The sequence below is a fragment of the Pseudoalteromonas sp. JC28 genome (genome assembly GCF_013319255.1).
GTDB lineage: Bacteria > Pseudomonadota > Gammaproteobacteria > Enterobacterales > Alteromonadaceae > Pseudoalteromonas.
The window spans coordinates 175467-195751 of sequence record NZ_QOKX01000007.1; the positions used below are offsets into that span (position 1 = coordinate 175467).

The window sequence follows — 20285 nt, forward strand, 5'->3', positions numbered from 1 at the left end:
TGTTTTCGGCGCTCTCCTCCTTGTCTTTCCTCTAGCAACTCTTCAAGCTGAGACAGAGTAATTTGCCTTCTCATAGCAACCTCCGCATCACATTAATTTATTTTCTATAGTCGCTTTTACCCTAAAACCCAAGCTATCGGATCAGGAACATATGATCCATATCAAAGAAACCATACTGTAAACTTTTATTTTACAAAATAATCACATTTAGGTATAACTTGATTGAACAAAAAACAAACAGAAAGGATACAACATGAAACGCCACTATCTATCAGCGTGTTTAGTCGCGCTCCTCTCACATCAGGCAACAGCTGCTGGTCAGCATGACTCAGTAGCTATACCTGAATTTACTGCGGAACACATCAGTGCCTTACCTATTTCTAGTGTAATGGCAGTAAACCCTGAACTGTTTCTTTTCAGCAATGCTTTACAACAAGTAGATTGGCAGCAAGTGCTTGACAGCACGGCACCACATTTAAGTGACAAGCTCGAAGTGCTCTTACACTATGCTGGATATGCCAGTATTAACCCTAAATTGTTGCTGGCACTAATGGAACTTGAATCTGGTGTGATAAGCAACCCAGATAAACAATCCCTCTCTGCACCGTTTGGTAAACTCTCTCATGAACAGGGGTTTGATGCGCAAGTAAAAGATGTAGCGCTTAATCTGAGTGCGAGGTACTACGCATTTCAAAAACTTCGCGATGAAGGCAAAGCCAAAAAGTTACCTGCGGTAAACGAAGCAACCGTTGCACTTGCAGATCTAACCCATACATCTGCAAACAAGCTATTAGACACCTATCAAACATTATTTAACGGCGAGTCATTAGCACTAAAAGCGGACAGCAACATCGCTTTTAGTGAGCGGGCTTCAACACAGGCAGTATCGGCTGCTAGCTTTAGCATGAGCTTTCCATGGCCGTCGGGTTACGCTTGGTATAGCGGTGGTGCACACTCAAATACAGGCTCTGGTTACCCTTACTCTTCGCTTGATTTTAATAACGGTTCAGGTGGCTGGGGAAGTAATACACCTTGGGTTCAAGCAGCGCACGGCGGCACAGTGACTCGCTACTCAGCTTGTAATATTCGCGTGACTCACTCAAGCGGTTATTCAACTCAGTATTACCATATGGAAAGTTTGCAATATAACACTGGTGATGTCATTTCTGCAGGCGCTTGGCTTGGCCGTTACGCGGACGATAAAGCAACAGCATTGTGCCAAGGCGGTCAATCAACCGGTCCTCACGTTCACTTTTCGCTACTGTACAACGGTGGGCATATTTCGCTGCATAATTGGTACATCAGTGGCTATCGTATAGATGTGGGTAACTCCAACTATGACGATAACTGTAATCGCTTCTTTTTTGAGAAGAATGGGTATCGTACTTGTGCATGGCGTGCGTTATATAAGTAACGTGAACTTGCACAACCATGGTATTAGGCTCAACTTTTTAGTTTGAGCCTAATAAAAAACTTAAAATTTTTGTAAAACAAATGTATATTAAATTTAATCAGGAATAAAAAAGGATTTAATACTTCTATGTTTGCAAAGGAATATTCCAATAACTCGCTAGCATGGCAAGATCGAGCGTTTTTTATTCTGACTCATGCTCGAGCTAATACCTGTTCCACAAATTATACCGTGCTTATCAAAGTGCTTGAGACACTGGGACATACGGTAAAAGTCGACACTCGACTACCAGAATCTGCACAACGCGAACAAATCGCGTTATTTTTGGTAGATACAGAACACCGAGATTGTAATGAACTTATCAGTGCTGAAGTAAAGCTATTGGCGGCTAAGCACAAGGTACTGCTATTTAATGCCAATGAAGACAACGTTAATGAAAAAACAGCGCTACTTGGCAATGTGAAAGGCATACTCTATCGCAACGCTCCGCCAGAGACGTTATTTCAAGGGTTAAGCAGTGTGCTCAAAGGCGAGCTTTGGTTTTGTCGTAGTGCTATTTCAGAGGCGTTTAGCGAACTGATTGCCGCCATGCCACAAGCATTGCCTAACAGCGACATCATCTTAAGTAATGAAGAATTAAATATGCTTACCGGCAGAGAAAAATCTGTGATCAAGCTTATTGCTGCTGGTGCTAAAAACGAAGATATCGCTGATAGACTAAATATCAGTAGTCACACAGTTAAAACGCATATCTACAGCGCATTTAAAAAAACCAATTCACGCAACCGAGTTGAACTTGCTAATTGGGCGCTGCGCCATATACCAATAGTGAGTTTGAATTAAGAGCTGTGTAAAGACACACAATAAAACCGAGATAAAAAAGAAGTAAGTTGATGGCTAGCATAGTACTAGCCATCAGCAGAAAATCGTAGGCTTACGCTACACCATAGCTATCACGGTATGCTTTAACTGCATCTAAGTGCGCATCCATACCACCTTGTTGCTCAAGGTAAGTAATCAAATCAGCCAATTTCACGATAGACACCACTTGAGTATTAAAGTCGCGCTCAACTTCCTGAATAGCAGAAAGCTCCGCTTTACCTTTTTCTTGGCGATCTAATGCGATTAATACGCCAGCAAGATCAGCACCATTAGCAGCAATAATTTCCATCGACTCACGAATAGCAGTACCCGCCGTGATCACATCATCAACAAGCATAATACGACCTTCAAGCGCCGAACCAACTAAGTTACCGCCTTCACCGTGCTCTTTCTTTTCTTTACGATTAAAGCAATAAGGCACATCTTTGTTGTGATGATCGGCAAGTGCAACGGCTGTCGTTGTCGCAATAGGAATCCCCTTGTACGCTGGGCCAAACAACACATCAAACTCAATGCCAGCATCTTCCAATGCCGAAGCATAGAAACGACCTAAACGCGCCAGATCACGACCTGTGTTAAACAAGCCTGCATTGAAAAAATAAGGGCTAGTACGACCAGACTTTAACGTAAACTCACCAAACTTAAGCACCTGCTTTTCTAAGGCAAATTCAATAAACTCTTTTTGATACAGTTTCATGTTTTTCCTACTGAGTGTTGATTACGCTAACGCTTGCTTTTGTAGATCAATGATTTCACGAATTGAGTGTTTCGCAAGACCAAGTAACTCATCTAGCTCGTCGAACGAGAACGGTTCGCCTTCAGCTGTACCTTGTACTTCAATCAGTTTGCCAGTTTCAGTCATGATCACGTTCATGTCTGTCTCTGCTTCTGAATCTTCAAGATACTCAAGATCGGTAATTGGCTGACCTTTATAAACCCCAACCGAGATTGCCGCGATCATAAACTTTAACGGGTTTACATTGATCATGCCTTTGGCACGCATGTGTGTTAATGCATCGACCAATGCCACACAAGCACCGCTAATTGACGCCGTGCGTGTACCACCGTCCGCTTGAATAACATCACAGTCGATAGTAATGGTATTCTCACCTAACGCTTTTAAATCAACTGCGGCACGGAGAGCGCGCGCGATTAAGCGTTGAATTTCCATGGTACGGCCGCCTTGTTTGCCACGTGCCGCTTCACGGTTGTTACGCGTATGTGTAGAGCGCGGAAGCATACCGTATTCTGCGGTGATCCAGCCCTTGCCTTGACCTTTCATAAAGCGTGGCACACCCGCTTCTACAGAAGCCGTACATAACACTTTAGTGTTACCAAACTCTACCATTACTGAGCCTTCAGCGTGCATTGTATAGTTACGAGTAAATGTAACCGGCCTGATCTGATTTGCAGTTCTTTCGCTTGGACGCATCCACGTTCCCCCATCATCAAAATTTGCCGTACATTATAAAGGGATCATAGAGACTATGCCACGCGATCCGACTAAAAATAAAATTCACTTTAGGGCTGTGCGGAAATTCGGCTATAATGCCTCGGTTAAACCAAGCTAATTTAGGGACTTTATATGATCCATAGTATGACCGCCTACGCCCGCAAAGAAGTGAAAGGTGACTGGGGCACTGGGGTTTGGGAAATTCGTTCAGTGAATCAACGCTACCTCGAAACCTTTATCCGCGCACCAGAACAATTTAGAGGCTTAGAGCCAGTAATACGTGAACGCCTGCGTAAACACTTACAACGCGGCAAAGTTGAAGTATTCCTAAAGTTCACCGCAAATCCTGCGCACGTTGGCCAACTAACCGTCAACGAATCGCTTGCAAAGCAACTTGTTGAAAGCGCCAAGTGGCTACAATCACAAAGCGGCGGTGATATCAATCCTGTAGATATTCTACGCTGGCCTGGCGTAATGGAAGCTGAAGAAGTCGATTTAGACACCGTAAACAGCGAACTGTTAGGTGGCTTTGATGAGCTAATAGAAGACTTTAAAGCTGCACGAGCAAGTGAAGGCGAAAACCTAGAAACCATGCTCACCACTCGTCTTGAAGGTATTCTAGAGCAAGTTGCCATCGTTGAAGGCTACATGCCTGAAGTCACTAAGTGGCAACGTGAAAAACTTTCACAAAAATTAGAAGAACTAAAAACCGACATCGACGAAGGCCGCCTAGAGCAAGAGCTGATTTACCTTGCGCAAAAGCAAGATGTTGCAGAAGAGCTCGACCGCCTCAAGTCACACGTCAAAGAAACCCACAAAATCCTCAAAAAAGGAGGCGCTTGTGGCCGTCGTTTAGACTTTATGATGCAAGAATTCAACCGCGAATCTAACACCCTAGCCTCAAAGTCAATCAACAGCGAGATCACCAATGCCGCCGTTGAACTTAAAGTTCTAATTGAGCAAATGCGCGAGCAGATCCAGAACATCGAATAGTTTTTTCACCCGTCCAAGAATGTCTTAAAAGCCCTGTTATCTACTTGTAAATACAGGGCTTTTTTATTTATCCCGTCCAAATCGGTTTGCAGATGTCCGTTACCAACTACCTGTTTAGTGGTGGGCAGAATGGTGGGCAGTCCCCTCAATTTTGCTCAATAAGCATTTTGCGGTGAGCAAATTGGTGGGCAGTAAGTTACCCAATTTTCGCATTTAACTCGCCACCACAACAGGTTAGCTGCTGATTCAATAAGCAAATCGGTGGTGGGCAGCCATTATTGCCCCCTCCATTATTTCAGCAACTATGGAGTAAACATGGGAAAACTCACAGCAAAACAGGTTATTGCATACAGCAAAGCCGACCCCAAAAAATATTCAGATGGTGAAGGGCTATACTTTTGCGTCCGCAAACAAGGCTCGCCTTACTGGATGATCCGCTACACCACAGCCAAAGGAAGACGAGAAGCAACCTTGGGGCAATTTCCTTTAATGTCGTTAGCAGACGCCAGAATTGCCGCCGCATACTTTCGAAAGGAAGTACGTGACGGCATAGATCCTCTTCTAGAAAAACAGAAAATCGAGTTACCTGACATTGAAACCGTGGATCAACTGTTCCATGACTGGTATCGAACCGATCTTAGTCGACGACTAAAGCATCCCAAGATTCCGTATCGGGTTTACACCAAAGACATAAGCCCAGTCATTGGCATTAAGTGTATTGCTGAGGTGACTGCACGTGACGTGCGGGAGGTGCTAGAGCGCATTCGAGAAAGTAACCGCCCTACCATTGCCAACGATACCTTGATGTACATGAAGCAGCTGTTTCGGCATGCGATAAAGCTCGACTTAACGCTGAACAACCCAGCCGCAGCATTTACCGTAGACGATGCCGGTGGCGTGGAGTCCAGTAAAGACAGGATGCTTAGCAAAGAGGAAATTCACTACGTCTTTAGCGTGTTTCATACCCATATCAATAGCTTTGGCCGCGATAGCTACCTCGCTTGCTGCCTGTTTTTGGTATTGGGTGTACGCAAAAGCGAACTGTGCGAAGCTATGTGGCGTGAAATGGATTTAACCACAGGCGTGTGGGATCTGCCCAAAGAACGCAGCAAAACCGGCGTGCCAATCAGCATTCCCCTACCACGCCAAGCCATTGCTTGGTTTAACGAGTTGCAAATCCGCGCTTGTGGCTCGCCTTATGTTTTCCCAGCCAGACGAGCAAGCCATCGTCCACATATGGGGCCAGATACGCTAAACCGCGCCATTTCTAAGCTCTTTGGTCGCGAGCCTGGGCGCAAAAAACAGCCTTCCAATAAAATGGGCAAACTTGAACACTTCACCGTACACGATTTGCGCCGCACCTTTCGCAGCCTTGCCGCCTCTTTGGGTATTGCAGGCAACGTAGCCGAACGCTGTCTTAACCATAAGCTAAAAGGCGTTGAGGGTATCTACGACCGCCACGATTACTTTGAAGAGCGCCGAATTGCCCATCAAACCGTGGCTGATGTGGTTGAACCACTGGTGAACTTTGAGCCCGCTTCACAACACCACACAGGAGGGCGCTAACATGCAATTTATGATGCGACTTGCCCCCATTACCTTTCCAATAGCCATGCTGGCAGGCCTTGGTTGGTGTATTGGCATTGCCTTACTCGAACAACCTCATGGTATAGGCTACGCACTTACTCGGCATTGCCTGATGGTATTCGTGGTACTCGCTCCTTGGCTGATGCTAAAGCTCATGTTCTACGTGATTGTCAGTTTAGGACGCAAACTGGGGGTCATCCCGCCTGCACGCCCAACGCATAGCCTAGGTTATGAAGAATCACTCTATTGGTTCAGAGTATTAGCCTTCTTCGATGGCAAACGCAGCCGCATGCCGAAAAGGCCCATCAGGCGAAACTAACAATCCCCCATTTGCTCACTTACCGTGGGCAGTTGGGACAATGGGGCAACACTTGATACCACAAGCTTTAGAAGGTGAATAAGAGGGGATTTGAACCGCCCCAAGGAATGGGGCAATTGGGGCTATGCAAAGTTTATAATTGGGTTAAACGCTGTTTTGCAAGCGCCCAAGGTAAGCGACGACCAGCTTTTGCCATTTTATCGTAGGCTGCTTGAGCTTCTTCAACTGACAATACACCATGAGTAACGAGCTGCTCGACAACCCATAGCGTACCTTGAACCAATATCGCTTCTTTTTCAGCCGCCTTCCTAAGTGCCATATCCCCAGTTAGCAATGGACACTGTTCTTGTTTCGCCAGCGCAAGCGCAAAACAATCGTTCATGCTAAGGCCAGCATACTTTTGCCTCAGTTCAAATGAGTACATCATAGACTCAGGGCTTAACTCACCCAACAACAAGCCTAACTTGAGTAAATAGCCATGTTGATCGCTTAGCTCCTCGTGGAATAACACATCTGGCACTTTGAACTGGTAAGGCAAATTGAAAAAGACTTCTAATAATTGGCCTTCTTCGAGATCAATGAGAATATTGGCATCACTGATCAACAAATACATTTAAACAGCCTCAGCCAACATTTGACGCTGCTTATGCAATGCCATCACTGACATCTGTAACAGCTCAGCGGCTTTCGATTCACTAACAATTCCCTCTGCCAATGCACGATAAACCAACTGCTCAAACAATAATGTCTGCTCTTGTGGATAAGGATTCCCAGGCTCTTGCTTGCGCCAACCGTTTTTTGAGAACTGTATAAATATTTGGCGTTTTTTCTCTTCGGTGATCACACCAAGGTCGGCACTGCGATATAAACAAGCCGCCATGCTTAGGCCATATTCGTGTTTCAGGAAATACAACTCTTTGGGGTCTACGTTCGAACGTCGCTCTCCTAGATGCTGAAAAAGGCCTACTTCAGGCAGCAAAAACGCAGAAGCAAAGCGGTTGCAGGCCATCTCTTCGTCAATGGATTCATCTAGTATGCCATGTAAAACAAGATGTCCAAGTTCATGCGCCAATGTGAACCGCTGGCGGCAACCAGGCCAATGAGAAGACACAACAACAATTGGCTGCCCTGATATTTTGGCTTGTAACCCATCAAATTTATCGGCTTGGGGTACGTTACTGACAATCACGAGAATACCTTTAGACTCAAGCAAGTCGATTAAGTCTGGTAATGGATTCATACCCAACTGCCAATCAGTACGGACTTTGGCGGCAACCTGTTCTACTGCGTCTAAAGTGCTTACAACAGGAACGTCAGGATGGTAGTTAAAACTCGCTACCGGGAAGTTTGGCCATACATTTTTAAGTGCTAACCAGCGCTCAGCCTGGTCAACCACATCGGACTCAATCTTCTTTAGCAACTTAGCTGAAGCTGAGGCTTTTTTACGATACTCCACCTCACCCAAAGTCACCTGTGCTGGGCGAAAGAAGTATTCAGTACGAACCGACAAAGCCGTCGCCAATTTAAGTAAAACTCCCGACGAAGGCATACTCTGGTCGTGCTCGTATTTTTTAACCATGTTGGCACTAATACCAACTTGCTTACCTAAGGCCTGCATCGACAGGCCAGCGGCTGCACGGGCTCGTTTTATGCGCTCTCCAATCATACAGACCTCTGGTTTATAAAAACTAAAATTAATTTAGAAATATAAACCAAGTTGGTGTTTTTGTCGATTGGTTTTGCAGGGCAATCATTCGCGTGTTCGCAAACACACTTCCTCATACCTTTACCCCCTTACGCCAAAACCACTATCCGTTTGGCTTTTGGATCGAGAAGCCAAACAGGGAAATTAGCCCATTTACTGTTTGGCGTCTCGATTGAAATCCAACGCTGCTAAGCCTTGCCGGTACTGGCACATAGCAAGATTTGGCACTTTTTTCACCCTAAATCAATCTCGACTCCAACGTACAAACCGTTTGGCTTTTTCCAACCCAGAATGCAAACGATCGTTTGGCGTCTCGATTTTTTTGCACTAGCCAAATGCCGCCAAAAAGCACCGTATTGGACTATTTGTATCAAACAGTTAGCCGTGCACAGGTCATCAGAAAAAACTGATTTGACGGGTTAGTTTGATGGCCATTTCTTTCATCTATTTCACCACCGCGTCTGCACCCGACAACTGAAAATAGACGGCATGACGAACCAACAAGGTGATAAGTGACGTGTTATGGGCAAGTGGTAATGATTGGGATAGAAAATGGATACAGCAGGTGGTCGCTTTACTGGTTGAGCATGGCGCGTTTACCCTCTACCCAGCACTAAGCCAGTGCGAGAATGCAACCGAACGTTTAACCCGCTGGCTGACCTATCAGTTACCGCGCGTTAAACAAGCGCACCCAGGCTGCCCGATTCACCAATGGCTAAATAGCATTGGCGCACAAGTGATCGTAGAAAAATGGCACAGCCCCGAGCAATGGCCAAACCTCTATTGGCTGCCTTTACCTGAGGTTGATGGCCACGCGCAAGGCGGGTTGGTTTTGTTACCAGCACATTTGTTACCTACATATAGGAATGGCACGAGCCAAACCAACACATTGCACGTAAACACACCGGCCAACTCCCGAATTTTTTGGTGCATTACGCCTTTATCTAAAACAGGGAAACGCGCTACTTTGCACCCCAAACAGCAAAACCGCGCCTTTTGCCTGCCCAGTTCGCCGGAGCAAATGGATAAATCGTGCACGGGTTTGTTACTGAGTGGCTTAAGAAAAGAAAGCCAAAAACGAAACGCCAACGTGATCAGCCACCAGATCAACCTAGCACTGCTGCACCACCTTTGTGGGCCAGAGAATGATGTGTGGATTACGAATAAATGCTTTGTTAACGAGAACGAAACTCAACAACAAGGCTAAATAGCTTGATATTTGTTTTGAAGAAAACCACAATTTCACTCAAGCTATTGAAAGCTGGTTGAGCCTTTACCTAGCGTTTTGGCTCGTGGCTGCGCCTCAGTCGCCGTTAAGACTGGGGCTTACCTCTTACAAACTACCCGAAATCACAAGCCCCAGAAGCGAGTAACCCCTCACAGGGCGCTGTTCTAACGGGTAGCGGGAGGGGTGTTGTTGGTGCGATTTTAATATCAAAAGCGCCAAATAGCTCGATATTATTTGATGTCGCTTTTTAGTTACTGTTTGCTAAATTGCACAGTTGGTAAAACAACCCTTGGCAAACGCAGTCGTTCACATTGAGTACTTAAGAACTCGCGCCAATAAGGCCAAACATGGTAGCTAGCATTTTTCAGTGCAAATTCATCAATCGCTCCCTGCTCTAGTTCTGCTGTGACTTGGTATTCTGCAATAAAGTCTGCTTCAACAAAGGCTTTAATATCAGGATCGCTATTTCCCTTAGGATTCACCCAACGAGTCCCCAAACGGATATAAATGCGTACCAGATGGCCATCGCCATCAATATCGATCAATTCACTTCGAAGAACAACATGCATTTGTTGAACTAACAACGCTTCAAGTTCCGTGGATTTTGGGTCAAAGTCTTCAACACACTTAGCTTGGCACGATTTAACGTATACATCCTGTATCACTAAAGCATCAATAGCCTGTTGTAACGATTTTGATACTTTTTTAACCATAACACGCCTCTAGTTCGAGTTCGTGCGATGCAACAATTCTCGTCTTTCGAGCAGTCGATGAGAAATCCACTACAGCTACATTTTTCCAGCTGGTCTGGATATTACGCTCAACACCCGCATCCAACATTAACTTATCTAAAGCAGCTGGCACTTCCGCCGCTAAACGGAGCAGTTTATCCATTGCGTCTGATTGCATCACATCGTCTGATTCGTACTTGGAAAAAGCAACAGGGCCACCACCAAACACTTTTGCAGCATCAGCCTGTTTTAAGCCCCAGCGTTTACGCAAGACCTGGAGTTCATTACCCGTTAACAAGCCTTGCACCTGCTTTTTAAAAGCAATCATTGCACGCTTGTTAAAGCGAGCTTCAGCAGTACCAGCCTGTTCACTTCCGCAGCAATCACACACTGCATACTGGCTGTCAATTTGGCCTTGCTGACCTAAATGCTCAACTGTAACCCTCTCTGTATGGAGTGTTAATTGACCCATCTCACAAATTGGACAAGTTTGACTATTCATCACAAATCCTCAGCGCGACAAATGACAAGAAACCAGTAATAACAATTTACCTGTCTTGCCTATCGCAAATTTCACATAGTATTCGTAGCGCATTTCTTTGTACGCATACTCCGCCCATTCATCCCGAAACAGGCGGTAACCATCGCATGCAGCCCAAGGTCCAGTTGGTTTTTGTACACACCATTGCGAATTCACATACTGACCTTGAGTAATAGCTTGCCTTATAAGCTTTTGCACATCAGCTATCTCATACGACAGCTGCTGAACATGACTTTTACACTGCCTAGTCCATAAAATAGTTGCACTCTCACCTACTTCCAATAGGTTTAATACATCTTCTACCGGATATAACGGCCCGTCAGAGATATAATGTCTGTCATCCCCAATTTCGCTAGGAGGTAGGCCTTTATAGGCGCTTACATTTATCGCATTATTTACCATAATGGTAATTTAATCCAGTTAAAGTTGAACATTTAGCCTCACACCATTGCCGCTTCGTACACTTTTTCAACCTCGGTAAACTTAGTGACGCTCTCTAGGCGAGTTAAGGTTGTGAGTTTCATCGAGTTTTTCATTGGGCGATGTGGCACGTTGGTCACTGGCGTTTGCAGTGATAGCGGTTTGCCAAGCTCAAATAAATAATACAAATCAGCAGAACCTGACTTCTTACCCGCTTGATCTTCGGTAATGGCGTAGCGTGGTAACACGGTGACTCGTTTAACCGGCCAAAGTTTGTCAATTTGCTTGGTTGAACTTTGAGTATCTGAGGTAGACGCCAACGCTAAATAGCGAATTTCCTCGGCAATATGCTGCTTAAATTTCTGCAAAAACGTGCTTTGCGGCAGGTGATACCACAGCGCTGTGCCTTGCTCAAATTGTTCAAAGTAGCCATTATCACGGCCACGCTGCCCACCTAATGCCACTGTCATCGTCAAATCAGGGTACAGTACTTGGCGCATGCCGTAATACGGTATGCGTGCGGCTTCTTGTACGTAGAGCCTTTCCGCCATGCCAGCCACAGGATACATGGCTTCATTATTTTGCTCTGTTTGTGCATTCGGCGCTGTGCCAATTTGCGCTTGCAAGAACTCTAGCAACCACTGGTGACCAGAATAACGACTCTTAGTCTGGGTTGATTCAGTTTGACTAAGTTCGTTTTGGCTAGGCCCATTTTGACTAGGTAAGAGGGCAAATGCGCCAATACCCACTTCTTCTATCGCGGCTGCGTAGGGGTTGGGTGTTGTGGCTTGATCAAAAAAACCTGGGTATAAAGCAAACGCACCAAAAACTGGGCGGCTTTTTTTAGCAGGTTGTCCTTCGATTTTACTGGATGGTGACTCAGGCAAGCGCGGCTCTGAAAAACGGGGCTCTGATAGCCGAATCAAGGCATCCCGATAACGGTGCATTTGGTTAATGGCATCGTCTGGTACGTAATCCTTACTTTCGATATCTTCATTGCTGTCATCAAAGCGGTTTTTCTCAGTTTTAATACGGTACTTGGCATCAAACAACCAAATAAACTGCTTTTCTTCTGATGAGTCTGCTTTCGTTAAATCAGCGCTTTTAGGCAGTGTCACTTCCAAAACAATATCTGGCTCTTGGTTCACTAAATACGAGCGGATTGATTGACCCTTTTTGGTAAATTTCGGCTCGTGTGCCAGCCGAGCGGTCACACCATCGCTGCGTTTAAAACGAAAGGCTCCAGCAAAACCATCTTTTAGTTGGTACTCAAAAAAGTCATTTTGGGCGAGCTTAGTCGCGCTGTTTTCAACCAATTCAAAGCCGAGGTTCTGCTCTAAAATCTGTTTCAAACACAAAAAGCACCACACTTCGTAAATCTCAGCCACCGATTTCATTGAAATGCTCGACTGATTGCCAAACACATCTAAATAAAATTTCAGCTCCTGCCAAATGCGATACACCGTGCTGTAACCGGTTTTTTGCTGAAGCACTAACGACTCACGGTTTAACCCTGTGTATGCGCCAACCTCTTTTAAAAAACTTTGACCTAATACTTTTTGCAGCGGTTGTTGCCAACTATGCAGCTCATTTAAAAATGAATCCGACAACCGTTGCCGCTCTGGTGCTTGGTTACTTTGTCTAAGCTTTTGTTCAAACTCCGCTAATTGCCGCTTGCTTTTACTCACCGCCATTTTAATAAAGCGGTTTTCTGGGGTATCGACACTCAGTTGCTTTTTTTCGACTGCATAGCGCTTATCGTACTGGCCATTGGCAAAGTCTTGCTTAACTTTCTCGGCTAACTTATGTGGCAGGCGGCCTTTTAATTTGGCCGCTTTAATATTGGCTACCGTCGGTTGCAAACGGCTATGAGGGGCTGCACAAATCACCTTTAAGCCTTGCTCAAAACGCTCCCGTAACGCGGCAAAATTAGCTAACCACATAAGTGGAAAATGCCCACGATGCTGGCTTGTCGCTGCATCTTGCTCGGTTTTTTCGACCAAACTAAAGCGCCAAAGAGGGTAAACTTTGTCTATAGCTTGGTACATGGCGGGCAAGTCTTGGTGAAGTGCCATTTTGGTTGGCAGCACTTCAAAGGCTATGTGCTGAGTCTGTGTTTTGCCATTGTGCTCAAAGGTAAGTGGCAAACGTAACCAGCCCACATCATTACCGGTATTAATGGTGCCGGTTAAACGTGCGGGCACCACGCCCCTTGCGGTTTTTACTTCGGGAGCAAAACGAAATGCCTCATTCACGTTTTGGCTTCGGTGAGTTAGCCGCGCATGAGTTACTTCACTAAAAAATACCCACTCAAACTGGTACTGAGTATTCTCAAAAAACAGCGGGGAATTTAATGTCAGCTCAGCGTGTTTCGCTAAGCCGTTGGCAACTAGGTCGTTTTCGGCTAAGTCACTTTCATCTAACGCACTTTTGTCTAAGCCATCTGCAACTAGCCCTTGCGGTTCAATCGCATTGCTCAGCTGCGCCGCAGGCGCAAAGCGCAATTCGTAGCTAGGTTGTACATCATTAGCGCTCGCCCTATGCGCCACTGTATTCTGGTACACGCTCAACCGCTGGCTAATATCATTCGCCCAGACCGAAAACTCAAAGTCAGGGGTTTGTAATCGTATTAACTCTGGCATTCCCTACCACTCCTTACGCCTTCGCTGTACGGTTTTCTATGGGTTGCATTCATTGCAAAAAGCATCAAACAACACCAACCCATTAAGGCCAGAAACTGGTGAAGGTGGCACTGACTAATCGCTCGCTCATCCACTTCAACTTAGCTTTTGAACGGCAAGGTATACGCAGTACTTTTTCCTCATCAGTAGCACCATCGGCCACGATTTTCTCACGATACAAGTCAGGGCGTTGATTGGTTTCGTCTGTGTCAGACGCCAGCCAAATGGGAGCTAACTGGTCTGCCAACACAGTGCTCAGTTTAACCAACAAATCCTTACCATCGGATGTGGTGAGTTTGTCGGTATCGCCTTCGATACGCGGCAGAACCTTACACATCATAAAGTCGTCCCATACAGCTTTTAGAGTCAGGTCATCTTGTGGTTGGCTGCTAGCAACCGCGAGAAGAAGTTCATTGAGCGCACGAAATGCCAATTCAAACGGTGTATTTTTTAGCACGGCATTAACGGCCGATAAAAACGCAACGGTTTTTGTGCCATCAACATCAAACGTATCAGCTAAATCCGCTGTGCAGGCGTTTGACCAAATAGGATAGCTAAGGCGTTTATTGCAGCTAGTTGGGGTGAAAAAGTCGTTATAGTCATTAGGGAAAAACGCGCCAAAATCAAAGCTCAGCGCTCGGTCAATCACTTTGCGTGAAAAGCCGTGAGTGGTTTCATCCATATTCACCGTGCCTGCAACAATCAAGTTGAATGGCATGCTGATGCCGTGTTCTAAAAAGTAAGCCCAAATGTCTTTTTCTAGCGGTGTTGTTAAATCTAAGCCAAGATCTTTGGCTAAAAGAGTAGATGGTTTTACGTTGATCTTTTCTGAGTTGTGGGCTTCTCCAGAGTTGCTATCTAAATCTTTGAAAACATCTGCTCCGAGTAGTGGATCACATTGGTAGATATAATCGCGTCCAGAGTTTACTAATGCATCAGGGTCATTCCAACAGCGCGTTTCTAAAATAGACAGGTAGTCTGCAAAGTATTGCTCTACTGGCGCTAAATTCATTTCATCTAAACAAAGCCAGTAGGGCGGAATGTCGTGTAAATCACGACCTGTCCAATCAATAGCTTTACCATTCGCATCAAAGTCAATTGATTTAATAATGGCCTTCCAAGCGCGAACGATGAAGCGCAGCACGTCGGTGGCAATATATTGAGGTTGTTGGCCAAGGCGTGAAACATAACCCAGCAAGTCACTCGGTTCGTGCCAATCTGGGCGGACTGAGACCAAACAATAAGTTTCATCCAAGCTACCAGACGTCTTAGCTTGCTCACGCACAAAGCGGGTTTTACCTGTGCCTGAGATGCCTGCGAGAAGAAGGAAGGGTTTGGATAAGCTAGTATATGAATTGGAATGCTCTTCAGCCAAGAACTCAGCTAGTTTTTTGCAAGCTGCACTATACATAGAATTACCACTTTTATCGGCTTGCAACCATTCAGCTACTTGCTCAAGCTCCCTTAACGCGTCCAACACTTGTCCAGATTTTAATTGATAAAAACTGTTTACATTTACGCCAATTTTATTTATGAACTTATCACAATAATTGATACCTGCCCCAGAATAAGATGATGCAGTTCTTTCAGACAGCCCTTTATTTATCATCCACGATCTGAACTGATTTTTTATATTCAATTTCGATAGATTTTTTTTATTCGATGAGTTCATTCCTACAAAATCACCCCACTTTTCAAGAGCCAATCGTAGGCGATCCTCTTCAAAAAAAGTATTTACTTCCGGTGATTCATATGTTGATTCAGTTAGAAATCCAATCAATTTCGAAATTAGCTTTGTTAGTGCCTTTGTTTGACTCCTTCCTGTGGAAGATATGATTTTTAACTCTTCATCTGATGCTGTTTTATATATTTCTCGATATGATTTCTCTTCATATTGATAAATGTAATCTTTTCTAGTTGGCACCTTATCCCATGCAGAATGAACCACACCATAATTATCTAACAAAAAAGAAATAAAAAGTTTGATACTCTCAGGCGATATACTGAATGCCTCACCCTTAGAGTTTGTATATGTTAGTAATAATGTTTTCTCTGCTTTTACTTTCTGATCATCACGAATCAAGTCACAGTATGTTTGGAAGCTCATAGGATATCCCTTCTAATTTTTTTTGCTATTTCCTGAATAATTGGAACAACGACTGAATTACCAAATTGCCTGTAAGCCGGTGTACGAGCAATGGGAGTAATGAACTCCTCAGGAAATCCTTGCAGTCTGGCACACTCTTTCGGTGTAAGAAGCCGAGGATTTTTGTCTTCCTGGGGGATAAGACATTCTTTTCCATCCTTGCCATAACGAGCAACAATTGTATTTGATGGTTTATCTAAATTTGCTGTATGAGCTGTAAAACCAGTTCCTCTTTCTAAATTTCTTCTTGTTCTATTTATGTGGCCAAGCCATAATTTATCTGAAATGGTATATTTCTCATCTACGGAGTCTTCAAGTATTGACCTAAGAGGTTTTGGATCACCACCAAACTCTGGAAAACAAAAATCCTTAGGTATATCAGATCGAATAGCGACCATATAACAACGAACTCTTCGCTGAGGAACTACTGAGCTAGAATCAATCACTTTGTAAAAAAAACTATAACCACTTTTTTCTATGGTATCTTTTATAGTCTGAAAAGTACGACCTTTATCATGTCTTTCTAAATTCCTAACATTTTCAAGAAAAACAACTTTAGGCCTTCGCTCGTCAACTATACGCATTACATCAAAGAAAAGTGTGCCTTGAGTTTCACAAAGAAATCCATGCTTCTTACCAACCGAATTTCTTGCTGACACTCCAGCATTTGAGAATGGTTGACAAGGGAAACCAGCCAACAATACATCATGTTCAGGTATTTCATTTTCAGGTATTTTAGTTATATCACCGAAAGGAAATTCTCCGTGATTATCTTTATATGTTTTTTGAGCTGCCTTATCGTATTCAGAAGAAAAAACACATATGCCGCCATTTTGTTGAAAACCGAGTCGAACTCCACCGATCCCTGCGAATAAGTCGATAAAACGAAACTTAGCGTCAAAATCAGGCTTTAGCTTTAAAGCTCCGAATACCTCATTAAAGAACGCGTCTCTTGTTGTGTATAAACCATTTTGCTGTAGCAGGCTGATTACACGCTCTTTGAGCTGTTCTGGCTTGCTGACTTCTGGATTACAGTAAAACTGGCTATCGGTCGCAATGGCGTGTAACCATTGATCAATTACCGCTTCAACGTCACTGTCTTGTGGCACATGCTCAAGTGCTATGGGCTTAATCATTTCTTCTGCTTGTAGAAGGACGTTGGTTTTATTGTTCATTATTAACTACTACTAAAAATTCTTGATGGGTGACGGTAGGGCGAAGCATGTTTTTTGTACTTTGCATTTCAACTAAGTTGTACTTGCCCAATGTTTTTAATGTTCTCGACACATTACTGACCGCCCGGCCTGTCAGCATGGCCAGCTCAGTGACCGATTTCGGCTGTTGTTCGGCGATTACTTTTAACAACTGCTGATTTTCTTTCGACAGCACATTGGCCACCGATTTCAGCGAATCGAACCAGATATCAACGGGGAAATCGGGGTCGGGCATTTGCCCTTTAATGCCAATCACGCAGCGCGATTGTTTGAGGTTTTTCATATTTCTCTACTAACAAAAATTGAAGATGAAACCTAAGAATGGAAATAAGCGATCAAGTCTTTAACGTCATCGGATCTAAAAATATCGTTTTTGGATGTGTCGCGATAAATTTCGGGATTTTCATCATCCCCTTCGTTGATGGCGCAGCTTATGGCATATCTTGGTAAGTCATCACTCTCTCGATACTCAACTTTTTGGTGCTCAACCCAAAGCAGATAGTACTCACCATCGTGACGAAAGTAAAACGACGCGCAAGCATCGTTTGGCGATGTATTGTTAACCAGCGTTACTGGTATATCGTGAGAATTAAACCCAAATTTAAGCTCTTCCATTACACGGACCTTGATAACTGTTCATTTATACATGCCCGATATCTTATCATCTACTGATTAGATCACAAGATTATTTTCCATCATTCAGTGCAATGGCGATCACCAATCACAGCAAGTACACAACCAGTACACTAGCGGTATTGTCTGTGTTGGACTTCAATCATCGCTAGCTATTTATGTTGATTGGCGATGTACTGCAAGGCGACAAGCCTACAAAGGATTCATCGGCTTTTTAGTCATCCAAGATGCTGCCTTTAACGCAGTACATGCGTGGGCGGGTGTTGTCGGGCAGGCTGACTTTGCGCTGTGGCCGATTACCATCGGGGATTAGGTAGCCTGCGGCCATTAGTGCTTTGGCGGCGCGATCTGGGCTGAGGCCTTCGGTAGCTTCACGCCAGCCGGTTGGGTAAAACAGGTAGAGGGTTTGTGGGCCAGAAGTATCAAGCCAACCCGCACGCTGGCGCACTTGGCTGCTGTAACCGGTTTGTTTGGGCGTAAAGCGGCTTTCGCCATGCTGCTCAATAAAACTGCGCACCTGGCGAATGGCTTGTTGGTCTTCATTGGCGGCCACACCACCGCGTGCAAGTATCCATTGGTTTAGCTGGCTTAAACAGGCGGCTTCGACACTTTGGGTTGGCCAATCAAGTACTTTGGCTTGAATGGCTAACAACCCAGCGCTAGCCTGCAAGGCAAACTTTTCGGCGACCCGACGCACTTGGCCGTCTGACTCGGGATGTAAGCCGGTTAAAAAACGTTGGCGTACGTTTTGGAAAACGGGTCGCACCTGTGCGCTGTGCTGCGTTAAATACCGTAACCAGTCCAAGGCCAAGCAGCCGTAGTGTTGGCGACTTTGCTGTTTTAGATGATCGGCTAAATCGGCGGCGTTCATACCATGACTCTGGTTAAACACGCCCATTTGCGCACCGGCATCGGCACTGAGATCAATCACGCGCACTTGCTGGCCGGCTTTTACGCGTTTGCCGATACTGGCAAGATGGCTTTCGAGCGTCACTTAGCCAGTAGATAAAAACACCAAACGCCAACGGGCGGGTAAGCGCATTTCACCGTATTTGCCTGCACGGGTTTTACCTTGGCCATTGGCAAGCATATAAGCGACATCGCCGGCCTCTTTTGGGTCAACTTCGCCCATTTCATCGAGCGCCAGCAAGGCATCGTTATGCGCTAATGCTGTACCTTCTAAACCGTTGGCCATGGCACGCCAACTGTGGCGCAGTTGATTAGGTTCGCCCCACACCGATAATGCCGGATACAGCGCCGCAGTTTTACCAGTACTGCTGGCACCGTAGAGGTGTAAACCAAAACCATCCACCCCGCACAAATGCAATAGGGGTGCAGCCAGCGCAGCGCAGACACCAACAATTAATAGCGGGTTATCCAGACAATAACGGCCAACGTGCTGCCGCCAGCTATCGCTACTGCCTTGTTGAATAAAGCCTTCTATCGGGTGCATGGTTTGCAGCACCATGCGCGGGTTATCGCTGTGTTCGCTTGGGTAAAAGGTGAGGCGCGGATGCACATAAGCGTGGTGATGCCAGCCAATGCAGTTCACGCTAATGGCCTTTTGCGTGGCCAGCTCGCCCATTTGTTGAATAAACAACGAGAGCAACTGCCGCGCTTTGACACTGTTGCTTAGCCGCATGCCTCGGCTGAGTAGGATTCGGCGGTACTCGCTGCCGTCTCCGGCCAATAGTTCTGCTGGCATAGCCCAGTAGCGATGGCGATTGTCATCGTCTAACCAGTGCAATAAATAGCCGTAGTTGTCCCCTTGTGGATCGCGAGTACGAGCAGCTACTTGCAACCAGGAGCAGATTTTAACTGGGCTATCTTGCCCAGCCGGTTGCATCACCAGCCAGTTTTGCGCGTTATAGGCAAAACCAGCTGGTAATTTTGGCTCGTTGCTAGGCATATCACTGGCAGATAATTGGTTTAATGCTGATGGTTTATCCATGGCCATAAGCAGCACCGATACGGCGGGTTTCAATCCACTGGTCGATATCGCTTTCTAACCAGCCCACGGCACGCGCACCAATACGAATGGAACGTGGAAATTCACCGCTGGCCATCAGGGCATAAATGGTACTGTGGCCAAAGCCTGTTTTGGCCTTTACCTCGGGCAAGCGCAAAATCCGCTGCTGACGCGCTGGGTGTGTTGATGTGGTGGATGATTGTGTAGTTGGGTTCATCGTTTGCTTCCTCACTAATCTGTTAAGTTCAGTTAGGAGTTTGCCAGTACTAAACGGACGCAGTAGGCAGATAAATGCCCAGATCGTGCAGCTTTCTGAGGGTACAAGTCGCTACTTGCCCCAGTTTGTAGATAGTGCCCAAAACAATAAATGCT

19 protein-coding genes and 1 pseudogene are annotated in these 20285 nt (G+C 45.3%); 6 read left to right on the forward strand and 14 right to left on the reverse strand.

What is annotated here, in order from left to right; all coding sequences use genetic code 11:
• Positions 1-253 precede the first annotated feature (253 nt).
• A complete protein-coding gene (locus tag DS891_RS16295) occupies positions 254-1414 on the forward strand; it encodes a M23 family metallopeptidase (protein ID WP_102056136.1) in 1161 nt (386 codons plus the stop codon).
• 126 nt (positions 1415-1540) lie between these two features.
• Positions 1541-2254 carry a response regulator transcription factor gene (locus DS891_RS16300; protein ID WP_010605677.1) on the forward strand — a complete coding sequence of 238 codons (714 nt, stop codon included), beginning with the start codon at positions 1541-1543 and terminating at the stop codon, positions 2252-2254.
• 91 nt (positions 2255-2345) lie between these two features.
• Here the strand turns inward: DS891_RS16300 and pyrE are convergent, their stop codons facing one another.
• The gene (gene pyrE, locus DS891_RS16305) at positions 2346-2990 is read right to left on the reverse strand and encodes an orotate phosphoribosyltransferase (RefSeq protein WP_174170353.1); all 645 of its coding nucleotides are present in this window, start codon (positions 2988-2990) and stop codon (positions 2346-2348) included.
• Positions 2991-3011: 21 nt separating this feature from the next.
• Entirely contained in the window at positions 3012-3725 is a 714-nt protein-coding gene (gene rph / locus DS891_RS16310; RefSeq protein WP_010377321.1) for a ribonuclease PH, read from the reverse strand.
• Between the two features lie 153 nt (positions 3726-3878).
• Between rph and DS891_RS16315 the strand changes: the two genes are divergently transcribed.
• From DS891_RS16315 to DS891_RS16325, 3 genes are all read left to right on the forward strand, one after another.
• The gene (locus DS891_RS16315; RefSeq protein WP_010605679.1) at positions 3879-4739 is read left to right on the forward strand and encodes a YicC/YloC family endoribonuclease; all 861 of its coding nucleotides are present in this window, start codon (positions 3879-3881) and stop codon (positions 4737-4739) included.
• A gap of 315 nt (positions 4740-5054) precedes the next feature.
• The gene (locus DS891_RS16320) at positions 5055-6305 is read left to right on the forward strand and encodes a site-specific integrase (protein ID WP_174170354.1); all 1251 of its coding nucleotides are present in this window, start codon (positions 5055-5057) and stop codon (positions 6303-6305) included.
• A gap of 1 nt (position 6306) precedes the next feature.
• Positions 6307-6645 carry a hypothetical protein gene (locus tag DS891_RS16325; RefSeq protein ID WP_127973813.1) on the forward strand — a complete coding sequence of 113 codons (339 nt, stop codon included), beginning with the start codon at positions 6307-6309 and terminating at the stop codon, positions 6643-6645.
• A 133-nt stretch (positions 6646-6778) separates the two neighbouring features.
• Here DS891_RS16325 and DS891_RS16330 read toward each other — a convergent pair whose 3' ends face one another.
• Positions 6779-7258, reverse strand: coding sequence for a PIN domain-containing protein (locus DS891_RS16330; RefSeq protein WP_174170355.1), 480 nt, complete (start codon positions 7256-7258; stop codon positions 6779-6781).
• Positions 7259-8311: an ImmA/IrrE family metallo-endopeptidase gene (locus DS891_RS16335; RefSeq protein WP_174170356.1), complete on the reverse strand. Its 1053-nt coding sequence runs from the start codon at positions 8309-8311 to the stop codon at positions 7259-7261. It lies immediately after the preceding gene.
• Positions 8312-8867: 556 nt separating this feature from the next.
• Between DS891_RS16335 and DS891_RS16340 the strand changes: the two genes are divergently transcribed.
• On the forward strand, positions 8868-9557 hold the full coding sequence (locus DS891_RS16340; protein WP_174170357.1) for a hypothetical protein: 690 nt from the start codon (positions 8868-8870) through the stop codon (positions 9555-9557).
• A 272-nt stretch (positions 9558-9829) separates the two neighbouring features.
• Here the strand turns inward: DS891_RS16340 and DS891_RS16345 are convergent, their stop codons facing one another.
• The 10 genes and pseudogenes from DS891_RS16345 to DS891_RS16390 all read right to left on the reverse strand — a co-directional run bounded on the left by DS891_RS16345 (position 9830) and on the right by DS891_RS16390 (position 20130).
• The gene (locus DS891_RS16345) at positions 9830-10291 is read right to left on the reverse strand and encodes a preprotein translocase subunit SecB (RefSeq protein ID WP_174170358.1); all 462 of its coding nucleotides are present in this window, start codon (positions 10289-10291) and stop codon (positions 9830-9832) included.
• A complete protein-coding gene (locus DS891_RS16350; RefSeq protein WP_174170359.1) occupies positions 10284-10811 on the reverse strand; it encodes a type II toxin-antitoxin system MqsA family antitoxin in 528 nt (175 codons plus the stop codon). The genes DS891_RS16345 and DS891_RS16350 overlap by 8 nt, the downstream gene beginning before the upstream one ends.
• 9 nt (positions 10812-10820) lie before the next feature.
• Positions 10821-11252: a hypothetical protein gene (locus DS891_RS24390; protein WP_217448658.1), complete on the reverse strand. Its 432-nt coding sequence runs from the start codon at positions 11250-11252 to the stop codon at positions 10821-10823.
• A 38-nt stretch (positions 11253-11290) separates the two neighbouring features.
• Entirely contained in the window at positions 11291-13912 is a 2622-nt protein-coding gene (locus DS891_RS16360) for a restriction endonuclease-like protein (RefSeq protein WP_174170360.1), read from the reverse strand.
• 82 nt (positions 13913-13994) lie between these two features.
• Positions 13995-16058: an McrB family protein gene (locus DS891_RS24395; RefSeq protein ID WP_217448659.1), complete on the reverse strand. Its 2064-nt coding sequence runs from the start codon at positions 16056-16058 to the stop codon at positions 13995-13997.
• The gene (dcm, locus tag DS891_RS16370; RefSeq protein ID WP_174170361.1) at positions 16055-17272 is read right to left on the reverse strand and encodes a DNA (cytosine-5-)-methyltransferase; all 1218 of its coding nucleotides are present in this window, start codon (positions 17270-17272) and stop codon (positions 16055-16057) included. The genes DS891_RS24395 and dcm overlap by 4 nt, the downstream gene beginning before the upstream one ends.
• The gene (locus DS891_RS16375; RefSeq protein WP_174170362.1) at positions 17262-17594 is read right to left on the reverse strand and encodes an ArsR family transcriptional regulator; all 333 of its coding nucleotides are present in this window, start codon (positions 17592-17594) and stop codon (positions 17262-17264) included. Before DS891_RS16375 ends, dcm begins: the two co-directional genes overlap by 11 nt.
• A gap of 32 nt (positions 17595-17626) precedes the next feature.
• Positions 17627-17926, reverse strand: coding sequence for a hypothetical protein (locus DS891_RS16380; RefSeq protein WP_174170363.1), 300 nt, complete (start codon positions 17924-17926; stop codon positions 17627-17629).
• A 232-nt stretch (positions 17927-18158) separates the two neighbouring features.
• A pseudogene (locus DS891_RS24855) lies at positions 18159-19901 on the reverse strand (DUF927 domain-containing protein).
• Positions 19888-20130 carry an AlpA family transcriptional regulator gene (locus tag DS891_RS16390; protein WP_174170364.1) on the reverse strand — a complete coding sequence of 81 codons (243 nt, stop codon included), beginning with the start codon at positions 20128-20130 and terminating at the stop codon, positions 19888-19890. The pseudogene DS891_RS24855 and the gene DS891_RS16390 overlap by 14 nt, the downstream one beginning before the upstream one ends.
• Positions 20131-20285: the final 155 nt, after the last annotated feature.

Bases quoted from the DNA above. Each gene is read 5' to 3' on its own strand.
- DS891_RS16295 (WP_102056136.1), top strand. From the start codon at position 254: ATGAAACGCCACTATCTATCAGCGTGTTTAGTCGCGCTCCTCTCACAT.
- DS891_RS16300 (WP_010605677.1), top strand. From the start codon at position 1,541: ATGTTTGCAAAGGAATATTCCAATAACTCGCTAGCATGGCAAGATCGA.
- pyrE (WP_174170353.1), bottom strand. From the start codon at position 2,990: ATGAAACTGTATCAAAAAGAGTTTATTGAATTTGCCTTAGAAAAGCAG.
- rph (WP_010377321.1), bottom strand. From the start codon at position 3,725: ATGCGTCCAAGCGAAAGAACTGCAAATCAGATCAGGCCGGTTACATTT.
- DS891_RS16315 (WP_010605679.1), top strand. From the start codon at position 3,879: ATGATCCATAGTATGACCGCCTACGCCCGCAAAGAAGTGAAAGGTGAC.
- DS891_RS16320 (WP_174170354.1), top strand. From the start codon at position 5,055: ATGGGAAAACTCACAGCAAAACAGGTTATTGCATACAGCAAAGCCGAC.
- DS891_RS16325 (WP_127973813.1), top strand. From the start codon at position 6,307: ATGCAATTTATGATGCGACTTGCCCCCATTACCTTTCCAATAGCCATG.
- DS891_RS16330 (WP_174170355.1), bottom strand. From the start codon at position 7,258: ATGTATTTGTTGATCAGTGATGCCAATATTCTCATTGATCTCGAAGAA.
- DS891_RS16335 (WP_174170356.1), bottom strand. From the start codon at position 8,311: ATGATTGGAGAGCGCATAAAACGAGCCCGTGCAGCCGCTGGCCTGTCG.
- DS891_RS16345 (WP_174170358.1), bottom strand. From the start codon at position 10,291: ATGGTTAAAAAAGTATCAAAATCGTTACAACAGGCTATTGATGCTTTA.
- DS891_RS16350 (WP_174170359.1), bottom strand. From the start codon at position 10,811: ATGAATAGTCAAACTTGTCCAATTTGTGAGATGGGTCAATTAACACTC.
- DS891_RS24390 (WP_217448658.1), bottom strand. From the start codon at position 11,252: ATGGTAAATAATGCGATAAATGTAAGCGCCTATAAAGGCCTACCTCCT.
- DS891_RS16360 (WP_174170360.1), bottom strand. From the start codon at position 13,912: ATGCCAGAGTTAATACGATTACAAACCCCTGACTTTGAGTTTTCGGTC.
- DS891_RS24395 (WP_217448659.1), bottom strand. From the start codon at position 16,058: ATGAGCTTCCAAACATACTGTGACTTGATTCGTGATGATCAGAAAGTA.
- dcm (WP_174170361.1), bottom strand. From the start codon at position 17,272: ATGAACAATAAAACCAACGTCCTTCTACAAGCAGAAGAAATGATTAAG.
- DS891_RS16375 (WP_174170362.1), bottom strand. From the start codon at position 17,594: ATGAAAAACCTCAAACAATCGCGCTGCGTGATTGGCATTAAAGGGCAA.
- DS891_RS16380 (WP_174170363.1), bottom strand. From the start codon at position 17,926: ATGGAAGAGCTTAAATTTGGGTTTAATTCTCACGATATACCAGTAACG.
- DS891_RS16390 (WP_174170364.1), bottom strand. From the start codon at position 20,130: ATGAACCCAACTACACAATCATCCACCACATCAACACACCCAGCGCGT.